This window comes from Streptomyces sp. NPDC048270 (assembly GCF_040652335.1).
In the GTDB taxonomy this organism is placed as follows: Bacteria; Actinomycetota; Actinomycetes; order Streptomycetales; family Streptomycetaceae; genus Streptomyces.
On the sequence record NZ_JBEZLV010000055.1, the window covers coordinates 1 to 14,262 of the forward strand.

The 14,262-nt window shown below is 66.9% G+C and carries 6 protein-coding genes and 4 pseudogenes; 5 read left to right on the forward strand and 5 right to left on the reverse strand.

Going from position 1 to position 14,262, the window contains the following annotated elements:
• Positions 1 to 459 precede the first annotated feature (459 nt).
• The gene (locus tag AB0D66_RS30775; protein WP_362310518.1) at positions 460 to 1,440 is read right to left on the reverse strand and encodes a recombinase family protein; all 981 of its coding nucleotides are present in this window, start codon (positions 1,438 to 1,440) and stop codon (positions 460 to 462) included.
• 278 nt (positions 1,441 to 1,718) lie between these two features.
• A pseudogene (locus AB0D66_RS30780) lies at positions 1,719 to 3,755 on the reverse strand (DUF4158 domain-containing protein); the annotation flags it as partial.
• 203 nt (positions 3,756 to 3,958) lie between these two features.
• On the opposite strand from AB0D66_RS30780, the pseudogene AB0D66_RS30785 reads away from it, so the two are divergent.
• A pseudogene (locus AB0D66_RS30785) lies at positions 3,959 to 4,457 on the forward strand (transposase); the annotation flags it as partial.
• Between the two features lie 141 nt (positions 4,458 to 4,598).
• Positions 4,599 to 6,101, forward strand: a complete 1,503-nt coding sequence (locus AB0D66_RS30790; protein WP_362310519.1) for a hypothetical protein — start codon at positions 4,599 to 4,601, stop codon at positions 6,099 to 6,101.
• A 280-nt stretch (positions 6,102 to 6,381) separates the two neighbouring features.
• On the opposite strand, the gene AB0D66_RS30795 is transcribed toward AB0D66_RS30790, so the two are convergent.
• From AB0D66_RS30795 to AB0D66_RS30805, 3 genes and pseudogenes are all read right to left on the reverse strand, one after another.
• On the reverse strand, positions 6,382 to 7,602 hold the full coding sequence (locus AB0D66_RS30795; protein WP_362310536.1) for a hypothetical protein: 1,221 nt from the start codon (positions 7,600 to 7,602) through the stop codon (positions 6,382 to 6,384).
• Positions 7,603 to 7,880: 278 nt separating this feature from the next.
• Positions 7,881 to 10,608: pseudogene (locus tag AB0D66_RS30800) on the reverse strand (Tn3 family transposase); the annotation flags it as partial.
• A gap of 162 nt (positions 10,609 to 10,770) precedes the next feature.
• Positions 10,771 to 11,037: a transposase gene (locus tag AB0D66_RS30805; protein ID WP_362310520.1), complete on the reverse strand. Its 267-nt coding sequence runs from the start codon at positions 11,035 to 11,037 to the stop codon at positions 10,771 to 10,773.
• Between the two features lie 50 nt (positions 11,038 to 11,087).
• On the opposite strand from AB0D66_RS30805, the pseudogene AB0D66_RS30810 reads away from it, so the two are divergent.
• The 3 genes and pseudogenes from AB0D66_RS30810 to AB0D66_RS30820 form a co-directional block, all read left to right on the forward strand.
• A pseudogene (locus tag AB0D66_RS30810) lies at positions 11,088 to 12,124 on the forward strand (IS701 family transposase); the annotation flags it as partial.
• 475 nt (positions 12,125 to 12,599) lie between these two features.
• A complete protein-coding gene (locus AB0D66_RS30815) occupies positions 12,600 to 13,139 on the forward strand; it encodes a hypothetical protein (RefSeq protein ID WP_362310521.1) in 540 nt (179 codons plus the stop codon).
• 110 nt (positions 13,140 to 13,249) lie between these two features.
• Positions 13,250 to 14,257: a peptidoglycan-binding protein gene (locus AB0D66_RS30820; protein ID WP_362310522.1), complete on the forward strand. Its 1,008-nt coding sequence runs from the start codon at positions 13,250 to 13,252 to the stop codon at positions 14,255 to 14,257.
• Positions 14,258 to 14,262 lie beyond the last annotated feature (5 nt).

The window sequence follows — 14,262 nt, forward strand, 5'->3', positions numbered from 1 at the left end:
CAGGTGCTGGGGGTGGACGACTTCGCGTTCTACGGCGGCAGTTACGGAACGCTCCTGGTGGACGCCACCACCCGGCTCTCGCTCACGCTTTGGGAAGGACGCGACGCGGAACAGCTCGGCCGCTGGTCCGACCATCCGGGTGTTGAGGTCGCCTGCCGCGACGGCTCGCTCACCTACCGGCAGGGCATCCCGCCGACACCCCCGAAGCCGTGCAGGCCAGCGACCGCTTTCACCTCTGGCAGGGCCTCTCCCGCCGAGTCCAGGACATCACCTCCACCCACCGCGGATGCCTGCCCGCAGCCCTGCCCGCGGTGCGACAGCGCTCCCGCACCGGTCGAGGAGCCCGGCCAGAGCGCCACCGCGGACACACGAGCCGAGCGCCATCGGCCTCGGGGAACAGCGGTACAGCCGTTAACGCTAAGCCGATGATCAAGGGGTCGGTGCAGGTCGGGAGCGGGTCTACCTCAGCTCGGCGTTCGGGTGGGGCTGGGCCTGGAGCCGTTCGCGCAGCTCGATCTCCTCGGCGGTGAGCGGCTCTCCCGGCCGGCGCAGGCGGACGGGCTTGGGCCGCATCGGCACGCCGTCGTCTGGCGCGGTTGCCTCGGCTTCCGCGAGGTCCCGGTACAACGAGGCGACGGAGGGGTGCTTGCCCGCGTTCTTCCCTGCCTTGATGGTCAGCTTCTTGACGATCTCGGGGACGGGGACGCCCTTGTCCTTGAGCGCGACGGCGAAGGTGAGCGTGTCGTCGTCGATGACCTTCGGGCGTCCGCCGGGGTTGCCCTTGGACGCGGCGATGACCTGGCCTTCGAGGGTCTTCTCCCGGATGTAGTTGCGCTCGATCTGCCCGGCCACGGCGAGGACGGCGAAGAACATGGCGCCCATGCCGTTGGGGTCGTAGATCCCGGTGAGCGGGCCGGTGAGGAGTTCAAGCTGGATGCCGCCGGCTTGGAGCTCGGCGGACAGCGTCATCAGCTCGGCCGCGTTGCGCGCGAGGCGCTTGAGCTCGTGCACGGTGAGGATGACCGGGGTCTCGGGAGCGGCCTCTTTGAACTGGTGGGCCAGCGCAAGCGCCTTCTCCAGCTCGGGCCGGACCTTGACGCGGGTGCTGATCTGCTCCTTGAAGACCTTGTGGCACTCCGCCCGGTGGAGGGCTTCGAGCTGGCTCGCCAGTTCCTGCCGCGCGGTCGACGTCCTCGCGTACCCGATGCGGACCGGGCGCTCGGTTCGGGGCGCGGGCACGGCAGCCAGCGCCGGGCCCTGCTTCCACGCGCGGCCGGGGTGGCGGTCGGCGGGGACGAGGACTTCGAGCTCCTCGCGGAGCGCGGGGACGAGGACGAAGCGGGGGGTGTGGTACTTCGCGGCGGTCTTTCCGCCGCGGGTGCGGCAGGCGGAGCCAGCGGGCGCGTCACAGTTCGGGCAGTTGTGACGTTCTACCGCCAATGCTGCCCGATCGGGCGTGAGATCCATGCGGGCAGTCTCTCAGAAGTGCCTCGCACAACATGCAGGTTTCGAGAGGACTTTTGCGAACAGCGACCTGCGGAAACGTGATCACTCCGGCGGCTCTCGCAGAACTCTCACAGATGAACATTTATGAGAATGACCGTGCTCGACGATCGTCACCCAGAGCTACAGCGGCTCCATCGTGCCGGGACGACGTCACTCGGCTCCCGAGTCGAGGACCGCTTGGATGATGTCGCGGATGTCGAGGACCGTCACCCCAGCCGCGAGCGGGTCAGCGTCTTGTTCTCCGGGTCGATGACCGGGGTCAGGCCGATGTTGCAGCTCTCCGCCACCAGCAGCGCGACCAGGGAGGCGAGCAGGCCCTCCATGCGGGTGCGCCGCTCGGAGACGTGCCCGAAGGCGTCGAGGAACCCGGTCTAGGAGTGGACCTCGAACAGCAGGTCCGGCAGGTCGATCCTCGGGAGCATCGCCTCTGTGGTGGCCTTGAGCCAGGTCAGCGACTCCGGCTCGCCCACGGCGCCGAGCTTGTCCACCGACAGGCGGGCGCGGCCGCCGCCCTCGGGGACGAAGATCTCCACCTTCGCGTCCGCGCCGGCTTCCTGAAGGCGGTCGGCCATCTGCCGCCAGGCCGCGTCCAGCCCTCGGACGAGCTGGGCCAGGTGCTCGCTCGCGCCCTCGGTCAGGGACAGGCCCGCGAGCACGTCCGTCTTCATCGCCTCCCACCGCGGCCCGTCCAGCAGCCGGGCGCGCGGGTCCGCCCACCGGTTCGACGGGGCGGCGAACACATCGCGCCCGTTCAGGGCACGGTGCAGCTGCTCCAGCACGCACACCACATACGCGTCGCGGTCGACCGCGCCCTGCGGCAGCTTGGTGTTGGAAAACACCGTCCGCTTCCACATCGCCGGCACCAGTTCGGCGTCGACCTCGCGAGGCAGCAGCGGCCGGTCCTTGACCCGGCGCCGGGCCAGCGCGGGCAGGCGCTGCACCGCCTTGAGGATGCGCCGCCCGGCCGGGGCCGCGTCCAACGCGTCCGACTCGCCCAGCAGAGACAGGAACGGGCGCACGGTGTTGTAGCGCAGGGCCAGCTTCTCGCGCATCGCGGCTTCGGCCGAGCCGTCGTCCTCGGGCACCAGGGCCTCGACGGTCGCGACCGCCCCGGCCACCGCCGTACGCGGCACGGCCTCCTCGACCGCTGCCCACAGCGCGGCAACGTCCAGGGCCGCCTCGTGCTCGGCGACCAGGTCCAGCTCCTCGGTAAGGATCTTCGACGCCTTCGCCAGGATCCGGGCCGCCTTCTCCAGCTGCGGCAGCATCGACAGGCGCTCGCGGTCCGACGCCCGGCGGGCCGGGCTGATCAGCCGGTTCGCCATCAGCGCCGCGAACAGGTCGAGGGCGTCGTCGACCGCCTGCGCCTCCAGCTGGCGCACCACCGCCGTCAGCAGCGCGGTCCGCCGCGGCTCCGGCGCCCGCAGAATCGTCTGCGCCTTGCTCAGCTGCCCGTACCGGGCCAGCACGGACAGCCGGTTCACCGGCACCCGCGACAGGTTCACCCGGCCCAGCGCGAACGCGGAGATCTCCTCCACCCGCTCCATGGCCCGCACCATCGCCGTGCCCGTCGACTTCACCGGCGGCGTACGCAGCCGCTCCAGCTCAGAGACCCGCCTGCCCTCCGGCACCACCAGCAGCTCCGCCAAGGCCGACGCGAGCGCCGCATCCGCCCGGACCGTCGCTCGGGCCACCGCCCCGTACAGGCGCCGCTCGGCCGCCGTACGGGCCTCCGACACCTGCCGGGCCAGCACCGAGACACCCGGCAGCAGCACCCGGTTCTTCCGCAGCCACGTCACCGCGTGGTTGAACAGCGCCACCGGCCCCTCGGCGTGCGTCCACGCCCGCCCGTACAAAAAGCTGCGGAACTCCCGCCCCCACCTCCGGTCGGTGAAGTCGCGGTACTTGAACCGCTGCTGGATCTCGTCCGCGTGCTCGTACACCGTCGAGCGCCGCTCGGTGTACCGCTTCACACACGAGGCGTCGGAGATGCCGAGCTGTCCTGCGAGGTACTCCACGTTCTCCCACGGCACGGCGAGCGGGTCCTCGCCCAGGAACCGGCCGACGTAGCGGACCGCGCAGATCTGCACCGCCATGCCCAGCCGGTGCGCGTCGGTACGCCGCAGCGCGATCAGATCGCGGTCGTCATTGTCGAGGAAGAAGAACCGCTCCAGCTCCGGGCGCGTGGGCGCCTCGGTGAACGTCCCGTACGCCTCGGCCTGCTCATCAGTCAGAAACTCCACCGGCACGAAGCGGGCCGTAGCCAGCGCCGGCACCCGCTCGACGATCTTTCCTTGAACCTCAGCGAGGCCACGGAACTGTGTGCTATCCGACCAAGATCAATCTCACCGGGATTTCCTGTACCGCTCCAGCTCCTGCTCGGCGACACGCTCGGCGAGGTGCCCGGCGGCCTGCTTGTGCCGGAACAGGCCCGTGCCGTCCAGCGCCCGCACACTTCATGGTCTTCACCGAGTCGTTCGACGCGAAGGCCATCTGCCGCTTCCTCGCCCGGCTCGTCGGGCACTTCGACCGGAAGGTCCACCTGGTCGTCGACCGGCACTCGGTCCACCGCTCGAAGACCGTCCGGCCCTGGCTCGACGACCACGGCGACAAGATCGAGCTGCACTTCCTGCCCTCGTACTCACCCGAGCTGAATCCCGACGAGCTGGTCAACACCGACCTCAAACGCAGCGTGCCCCACACCCACCGGGCCAGGAACCAAGCCGAGCTCGCCGCCGAAGCCCGCAGATTCTTCCACAGACGCCAGCGTCAACCACACATCGTCCGCGGCTACTTCGGTGGCCTACGTCCGCTACGTCCTGAACGAGAACCCTTTGAGTCTCTGGTCAAATGTCGTCGTTGTACCAGTCTCTTCGAGAACGAGTAACGGCACCAAAAGAGGCCCCATTGGGAACCGTTCTCGAGGTAAATCGGGCTACCTTGGTAGGTAATTTCATATAGGAGAATGCATGAAACTCTATATCTTCGCACACGGCTGTCAGCTAGACGAAATAGTCACACTACCGGGGTGCAATGAGATTAGATTCTATAGCACAGAAGGGCATGACCTGTCTTTCTATGCCATATTGGGAATGGCTAACCAGGATGCGCACGGAGATCGAATCGACTACGCCCCGCACAACGGCAAAGTCCACAACATTGGATTCGATGCCTACACCGAAAATGACATCCACCAAGTCTATGGCACAGTGATAGACGAAGTGCCAAGTCTTCAAATATGTGGCCCACATTTTGACCCTGTCCGGCTATGCGAATCGCCTGAGGAAGAATCTTGCGCGGTAGGCGATCATAATTGCGGTGGACTCCTGCAGCGGTACGCTGGTTACGACCTCGATATCATCAGCTGCCGCGGACCAGCTTCAGAAGCACCCCTGAGTTACGGCTATGGGCATGACCGTCAAGAATGGCAGGAATCGACGGGTGTCTACATTGAGCCTTATAAGCAAATGCTGATCGAAGAAGCCCGTGGACCCACCCCCTTCGAAGGAAGGTTCGCGGCCAAATTCGATGAAATGCCGCAAGCTCAGCAGGCTTACCTTCTCTCGAGCATACCAATAGAGCGATGGGTTAATGCTCGCGCGGCCTGGACAGCATCCAATGGATATACAGACTACAACCGCCTCGTCGCCTATCTAAGGTCATTCAAGAAGTCCTCTCGGGGTAAATACAAGAAACTACTGAAGAGTGAACTGCTTTTTTCTTCTAAGGTTGACTTGCTTCAAGTTTTCAGGGCCGAACAACCTGGCCATGGATATGAATGCATCACTGCGGATATATTGAATGCTTCGGATGTGGGCGAGGGGGATCCTGCACTCACCGACGAGCACTTCCGTACCTGGGCTTGGCTCTGCACGGTGTGGCATAAATCAAGAAAATTCACAAATGTGGCGTATCTCGAATCCGAACTGGGTCGAATTGCGGACGCTCGACTCATGGAATATGTAGACTTTGCCATGACTGACCCGAGACTATTGGCAGCGCTGAGTGATCGAATGCGGCTTCGTCTCGATATGTTGAATGAGCACCAGAGTGATCCGCAAAGGCTCAACCAAGTGCACCTTGCAGCCAATTTTGAAAGTAATGCCTATGTGAGGAACGACCTTGTCTTGAATGAAATTATCACTTCTGTGGATGTGCTGCGTCATGACGATTCTCCCAATCAGCCCTCAGCTAGGGTCGATGGAAACATGATCACCGGAACGCTTACCCCTTCGGTTGATGGGGCCCTCTCGGCGGTCGATTCTAAAAAACTTAAGGCGTACAATATCGAAAGGCTCAAAGAGCTATCCATTGGAGAAGCGATAGACTTTGCAGTCTATCGCCGCGCTGGAGTGCGAGGTCAAATTCTGGCACTGGCCGGATCCTCGATAGATTTCGGGTCGCATATCTCAGTGTGCGAAGGAACTGTGCGTATGGTCCAGAAGGGCACTGGGCACCGTGTCCGCGCATCGGTGAAGCGATTTTTGGCAAGGGAGCCTTTGGCGGGCCGCTTGAGGGTTGAAGTGCAAGGTGAAAGTTACCCGCTGGTAAAAGACCTCCTCCAGAAGATATCAGACAAGGAGATTGCCACCTAAAAACATGTCTCACATGGCGAGTCCTGCGAGCTTCTTTTATTTGATCAGAGAATCAAAGGGTTTTCGTTCAGGACGTAGCGGACGTGTAGGCCGCCGAAGTACTGAACTTGATTGAGTGAGACTTTTCCAACCTCGTGTCTGGGCTGGTCAGGGGGCATGCTGATGGTGAGAACGCCAGCCAGCGGAAGGCTTGTGACCAGCAAGTTCACAGTCCGCCGCCGCACCCTGCGCGCTTCGCCAGGAGTGGTCAGGGTGCGGTGGCAACCAGGTTGGAAAAGGCTCAGTGAGCCTTTTCCAACCTGGCATCCGCGCTGGTCAGGGCTCTGGTACAGGCCGGGTTCCAGTAGTTGACGTGGCCCCTGACCAGCAGCTCCAAGGCTGGCCGACACGTCTGGGGGAAAAGGCTCAGTGATGTCGGAGCCGTTCGTCTGACAGCGGTGGGTGGGCTCCGATAGCTCTGGGTTCGTGAGATACGTGCAGGGCGGCGGGTTGACCGACGCCGAGAGGGCCGCGCGGGAGCGGATCCGGCTGCGGGCCGTGGAACGCTTCGAGGGCGGGAGAAGAACCGGGAGATCGCTGCCGCGCTGCGGGTGAACGAGATGTGTGGTTCACGCTGGCGTCTGTGGAAGAATCTGCGGGTTTCGACGGCGAGCTCGGCTCGGTTCCTGGCCCGGTGGGTGTGGTGGGCCTCGGACACTTGCCGGGCCAGCACCGAGACGCCCGGCAGCAGCACCCGGTTCTTGCGCAGCCACGTCACCGGGTGGTTGAACGCAGCTCGCGGTAGACGCGGGCGTACTTCGCGATCGGGCCGATCACGTTCTCGTCCCGGAAGGAGGTCACCGCCTGGGTCAGGCTCCGGGTGATCTCGGCGGTGGCCGTTCGCCCGGTCCCGCGCGACGGACGCGGCGGCGCGCTGCGACCAGTCGGCCAGGATGTTGCCGAGCATGATGGCCACGCCCTCAAGGTCTTTCTCCGGCACCGGGCGTGCCGCGCGCCCGGTGCGGACGTGGAGCCAGCCCTCCGCCCAGTGCGCCTGGTCGAGGAGCCGCAGTACCCCGTCGTGGGCCGCGGCCCGCCCGGCGTCCTCCTTCGACGGCAGCAGCCGCGCGCCCATGGCGGAGACCGAGGACAGCATCTCCTCGCGGGCACCCTCCTTGCCCAGGACCTCCTCAGCGGCGATGGCGCCCTGGAGGTGCTTGGACGCCCACCACCGCGACTCCGTCGCCAGGGGCGCGGGCATGTCCTCGGGCAGAGGAACCGCGTCCAGAAGCTCCGCCGCGCGGCCGGCTGCGGCCTTGGCCGCAGTGGACAGTTCGGCCTTGATGCGCGGCTCGTTCTCCCGGTACCACTGCTGATAGCAGTTCCAGCAGTGAGTCTTCTTCTTGGTCGCCGCCTCCGGGGTGACCATCGCCGTGCACCCGCACTCGGGGTACGTGTAGCTGACGCGGTAGCCGACGCACTCGCGGCAGGCGGCGGCGTCGCCGTTCTTCCACTTCGGCATCGGCGTGCGGTTGCCGATGCGCTCCTCCCGCCATTCGTGCCCGGCCCGGGCAGCGCCACCAGGCGTCCACCGCCATCTTGGGCAGCGCCTTCTCCGGCGTGAGCCCGCCGCTGCGCTCCTGGAACCACGTTGCGGCGACCTGCGGATACGCCTCGGCCAGCGACACACCAAGCGACCGCGCCATAGCGCCCCTCCTCGTTCTCCCGGCGGGCCCTCCCCGGCCCGGCGCCTCACCCTGACAACGATCCGGGCCCCGGCGGGAGACGCCAAGAGGGCCTCTACTCCTCGTCGTCCTCATCCAGCCCGAGCCCGGCCGCGTCCGGGTCACGCAGCGGGCGCAGGGCGCCGGCCGCCGGGGTGGAGGCGGTGAAGCTGTAGCGGCCGAGCACGTTGAGGTTGCGGTGCTTGAGCGGAGAGAGCCGAGCGATGTCCTCGTCCGGCAGTTCGTGGCCCTCGGCGCGGAGTTGGGCAACGGCGGCGTCGATGTACTTCGTGGTCCAGAGCACGATGGCGTTGAGGACCAGGCCGAGCGCGCCGAGCTGGTCCTCCATCCCGTCTCGGTACGCCTGGTGGATGGTGCCGCGCTTGCCGTGGCACACGTCGCGGGCCAGTTTGTGGCGGGACTCCTGCACGGTGAGCTGCCGGTTCATCTGCCGGCGGTAGGTGTCGTCGACTGGGTCGACCATCCGCATCAGGTGCTCGGTCTTGGCGATCCGCCCGTACTCCGCGAACGCCTGCCCCAGCGGCGTGGGGTGGCCCTCGCGGCCGAACATCCGCAGCAGGTCGTACGCCCTGACCTGGTTGGTGACCAGGGACCCGGCGACCCGGAGCATGTCGGGCCACCACGTCTCGATCTTCTTCAGGTTCACGTGGTTGCGGGCGAGCGGCTCCAGCACCCCGTACGTCCCCGTCTCCACCCCGGGCATCGTGGCCCGCCAGAACCTCTGGTCGTCCAGGCCCTTGAAGCGGGGGCTGAAGTTGTAGCCCAGGATCTTGAAGATCCCGAACACGATGTCGGAGTACGAGGCATTGTCGGTGGCCACCATCTCCGGCTTCACCCCGCCGTCGAGGTTCAGCAGCGCGTCCAGGATGTGCAGGGAGTCGCGCGGGGTGCCCGGAACGACCATCTGCCCGATGCCCGCAACGTGGTCGTTGACGGCGTTGAGCCAGGTGATGCCCCGCTTGAACCCGAAGTACTTCGGCGAGGGCGCCGCGCTGATCGTGCGGACCGGGACCACGAACCGCAACCCGTCCACGGAGGCCAGCAGCCCGTCGCCCCAGTACGCCACGATCGGCACCGCGGACTGCGCCTTGATGAGCATCGCGTTCGCCGCGACGATCGTGTCGGCGCGCAGGTAGAACTGGTCGACGTGGACCAGGCGGGAGCGCGTGAGGGCCTCGTGGCCGGGGTTGGTGACCGGGGTCATGCCGATGTTGCACGCCTCCGAGACCAGCAGCGCAACCAGCGAGGTGGGCAGGTCATTCATGCGGGTGGTGCCGTCACCCAGGTGCACGAAGGCGTCGAGGAACCCGGTCCAGGAGTGGACCTCGAAAAGCAGGTCCGGCAGGTCGATCTTCGGGAGCATCTTCTCGACCCGCTTGCGCAGCAAGGCCAGCGACTTCGGCTCGCCATGCGCGCCGAGCTTCTCCACGTTCAGCTTCACCCGGCCGTTGGGCTGGACGTCGAGCGACACCTTCGCGTCAGTGCCCGCCGACTCCAGCCGCTCGGTCATCTGCTTCCAGCCCGCGTCCAGGGCCTGCACCAGCTCCTCCAAGTGCTCCTGCACGGGCATGTCCAGGCTCAGCCCGGCCAGCACGTCCTCGCGCACTGCCTCCCACGCCGGCCCGTCCAGGAGCCGGGCGCGGGGGTCGGACCAGCGGTGCGAGGGGGAGGCGAACACGTCCCGGCGCTGGAGGGCGCGGTGCAGCTGCTCCAGCACGCACACCACGTACGCGTCCCGGTCCACCGACCCCTGCGGCAGGTCGGAGTTGGCGTAGACCGCCTTGCGCCAGGCAGCCGGCACCAGCTTGTCGTCGACCTCGCGCGGCAGGAGCGGCTTGTCCTTGACCCGTCGGCGAGCCAGCGCGGGCAGCCGCCGCACTCCGGCCAGCACCCGCACCGCCGGTCGCCGCGTCGAGCGCCTTCGACTCGCCCAGCAGCGCGAGGAACGGGCGCACGGTGTTGTAGCGGGTGGTCAGGGCCGCCCGCATCGCGACGTCGGCCGAATCCTCGTCCTCGGGAACCAGCGACACCACCAGCGCGGCCGCGGTCATCACCGCCTCGCGGGGCGCGACCTCCTCGACCGCCGCCCACAGCGCCGCCGTACCCAGGTCCGCGCCGTGCTCCTCGACCAGCTCCAGCTCCTCGAACAGCACCTTCGCCGCCCGCGCGAGCGTCCGTGACGCCTTCTCCAGCTGCGGCAGCGTCGACAGGCGCTCCTTCTCCGTGGCCCGCTTCGCCGTGCTGATCAGCCGGGTCGCCATCAAGACCTGGAAGAGGTCCAGGGCCTCGTCGATGGCCTTCGCCTCCAGGTGGCGCATCACCGCGGTGAGCATCGCGGTCCGCTTGGGCTCCTCGGCCCGCTCCAGGCTCGCCGCCTTCGACCCCAGCCCGTACCGGTCCAGCGCCGCCAGCCGGTTCGGCGGGACCTGCGACAGCCGCACCCGGCCCAGCCCGAACGCCCCGATCTTATCGACCCGCTCCAGCGAGCGGGCGAACGCCGTGCCCGTCGTACGCGTCGGCGGCCGGCGCAGCCGCTCCAGCTCCGAGAACCGCGCGCCCTCCGGCGTCACCAGCATGGCCACCAGGTCCCCGGGCAGCGCCGCATCCGCCCGGTGCGCGGCCCTGGCCACCGTGGTGTGCAGCCGCTTCTCCGCGACCGCCCGGACCTCCGACACCTTCCGGGCCAGCACCGACACTCCCGGCAGCAGCACCCGGTGACGGCGCAGCCAGCCCACCGCCTGGTTGAACAGCGCCACCGGCCCCTCGGCGTGCGTCCAGGCCCGGCAAAGAATGCACCGTTGTTGATGCACTGCGTGGCTGGGGCCGGGAGTCTGCTGTCATCTGTTCGCCTTGGCCCGCCGACGAGCAAGCGTGTTGTGGGCCCTGCTGCGTGACGGAAGGCTGTTCACCTCCGCCCCGCCGGTCACGCAAGCGGCTCGACTCCGTCATGGAGACTCCATCTCCAGCTCCACGGTCTCCTTGCGCAACCGCTGGTTCTCCGCTCGGAGCCGGGCCAGTTCCTCCCGCTCGGCCTCCCCCAACGGGCCGGTACCCGTCTCCGCGGCCCCACGGGCCCGGCTCACCCCGGTCTGCAGCGTGCCCTCGTGCACACCCAAATCCCGCGCGACCTCCGCAGCCGGCTTGCCGGTCTCCAGCACGATCCGCACGGCCCCCTCACGGAACTCCGCGTCGTAATTACGTCGTTTCCCCACCCTCAACTCCTTATCGGGTCACGACTCCACGCTACGAGGGGAAGCACAGGACGCTCGCGGAGGAGGCCGGGCATGGTGGCCCGGTCCGGATCCATCGTCTGCTGAACCGGTGTGACTGGGACGCCGATGAGGTCTTGGCCGATGTCCGTGACTATGTGGTCGAGCATCTCGGTGACCCGGGTGCGGTGCTGATCGTGGATGACACCGGGTTCCTGAAGAAGGGTGTCCGATCGGCCGGGGTCCAGCGCCAGTACTCAGGCACCGCCGGGCGGACGGCGAACTGCCAGGTCGGTGTCTTCCTCGCCTATGCCGGCGAACGCGGCCGCACGTTGATCGACCGCCGCCCGCCTGTATGTGCCCACGTCATGGACGGATGACCGTAAACGCCGCCGGGCCGCGGGCATCGAGGACACGGTCGCCTTCGAGACGAAAGTGGTCATCGCCAAGGCCATGGTCCGCCGGGCGATCGCCGAGCAGATCCCGTTCCGCTGGGTGACCGCGGACGCCGCCTACGGCTTCTCCAAAGGCGGGCGGAGCGAGCTGGAGCGAGCGGATGTCTTCCACGTCATGGCCACCACCGTCACGACTCCATCGTCACCCGCTGGGCCATGGATCACCCCGTCCATGACCTGTCTCCCGGCCTGCCCCGGCAGAAGTGGAAACGCCGTTCCTGCAACAACGGCGCCCACGGGCCACGCGTCTACGACTGGGCCCGAGTGGAGGTCCGCCCCCGGCACCGCGAAGACCGACGGCATTGGGTGATCGCCCGGCGGCGTGTCCGCAGGCCCCAGGAGATCTCGTACTACATCGCATCGCCTACTGCCCCGCCGAACCCACCCTCGACGAACTGATCCACGTCGCCCGCAGCCGGTGGGCGGTCGAGGAATGCTTCCAGACCGCGAAGCAGGAGTGCGGCCTGGACGACTACCAGATCCACCGCTATTCGGGCTGGCACCGCCACATCACACTGGCCATGGCCGCCCACGCCTGCCTCACCGTCCTACGGGCCCGCGAACTTGATGCTGCGAAAGCAGAAACGAATCCTCCCAGCTCATCCCACTCACCCTTCCCGAACTCAGACACCTGATCAGCCGCGTCACCCGGCCCGCCCGCCCCGAGCATCGACCACGTCCTGCACTGGTCGTACTGGCGCCGACGACAACACCAAGCCCGAATCAGCCACTACAAACGCCGAGGCCACACACCACCCGAAACTGCCCAGCCGTCACAGCAAAAGACCGTTGCAGTACTAACCCGCCATACCCGCGATCCCGTCCGCCAGCTCCAAGCCATCGGACGCCAATCTCTCGCCGCACCCCTGCGGCCTGACGTCGGCCTCCCCCCACCTGCAATGAGACCGCCCGAGCGCGCCGTCGGCAGACAGTCGACCGTCCTGCCCCGTCTTCGAACACCGCCGGTGTTTGGTGAGCGTATGGGAAACGGCAAACACCCTTGAAACCCCGATCCTGATGTGCTGGCGTAGCCGCCTACCCCGTCAGGCGGCGCCCCCGACATCCCGGGCTGGCTCCGTGCGGACCCGGTCCCATCCCAGAGGCAGATCAATGCGACGACCTACCCATGCCCTGCGCCGTTACATCGTTGCCGCGAGTGCGGTCGCATTCCTGGCCACAGCGGCGGCCTGCACCACGGCCGAGGGGAAACCGGCCGCCGCTGGTACCTCCCCGGGCGCAGCCGCCACGTCATCCGACGGGACGACCGCCGCTCTCAAGTACGCCGCCTGCATGCGGGTCAACGGCGTTCAGGTCGAGGACCCGAAGCCGGGAGAAGGGCCGAGGATTCCCGAGGGAGTCCCGCAGAGTTCCGTGGACAAGGCGCAGGAGGTCTGCGGCAAGAGCCCCTCCGGCGCGGCTCAGTCTTCCAAAGTAGGAGAATTGAAGCGGGATGCCGAATACGAGGCGCTCCAGTTGAAGGCGGACAACTGTATGCGGAAGGCCGGCTATGTGCGTCCCGACACGGGCGCGGACTCCAAGGAAATGCACTTGACGCCTGAGTTGACTGCGGCCAGGGAGGCGTGCAAGGCCGAGGTGACCGCGGTCGACAACAAGCTGAAGGAGCTCGTGCAGCAGGGTGGCGCTCAGTGAGAGTGGACGTGCAACCCACTCCTCTTGAAGGGGACCCCGAATCTCCTCAAGCGGGTCACGCAGGCAGACGACGTCGCTGGGGCGTCCTGATCTCCCTGGCCGTCCTTGTCGTGGCCACGGCGGTGGCAGGTGGCTGGTTCAAGCTCAGCGCCGATCCGCCCGAGCGATCCGAGGCGACCGAGCCTGCACCACCCAGTACTGCGCCGATCGAGCGGGGCGCCCTGGTGCAAGAGGTACGAGCCTTCGGCAACATCCAGTTCACGGGCAGTCGCAGCATCAAGAATCAGCTCGCGGGCATCGTCACCTGGACACCGTCGGCCAACAGTGTGGTCGACGGCGGGGAGCGGCTGTACTCGGTCGATGACAAGCCGGTGATCCTCATGCACGGCGGTCTTCCGGCTTGGCGTGAGTTCGCGGCGGGTATGACGGATGGTGAGGACGTGGTCATGCTCGAGCGGGCCCTCGCGGCCCTCGGATACACAGACTTCACCGTGGACGAGGAGTTCACCGACAAGACCCAAGCCGCGATCAAGCGCTGGCAGAAGAACACGGGACTTCCTCCGACTGGCAAGATCGAGCTGGGCCGTATCGTCTTCGCCCCCGGCGCCTTGAGGGTGGCCCAATCCGCCCTGGGGCCGGGTGACCAGGCTGCCCCCGGAGCTGAGGTACTGCAGGCCAGCGCTTCTGACCAAATGGTGGCGGCTGACATACCGGCGACCGCCCAGGAGCTCGCCGTCAAGGGAAGCAGCGTGCAGATCGAACTGCCGAACGGCAAGCGCACCAGAGGAACCATCTCCGCGGTGTCTCGCCCGAAAACAGCCGAAGACGGCAACAAGGTCGTACCCATCTCCGTCACGCTGGTCTCGCCGACGGACGTCAAAGGCATCCAGGAGGGTGCGGTCACGGTGATTGTCGCCCGTACCGAGGCCAAGGACGTCCATTCCGTCCCGGTCACGGCGCTGCTACCGCTGGCTGGAGGGGGCTTCGCCGTGCAGATCATGGACGGCACGAACATTCGGCGTGTGACGGTACAGACCGGCGCGTTCGCCAACGGGCGTGTCGAGATCAGCGGGCCGGGCATCACCGAGGGAGCCCGGGTAGGGGTGCCCAAGCTGTGACAGCG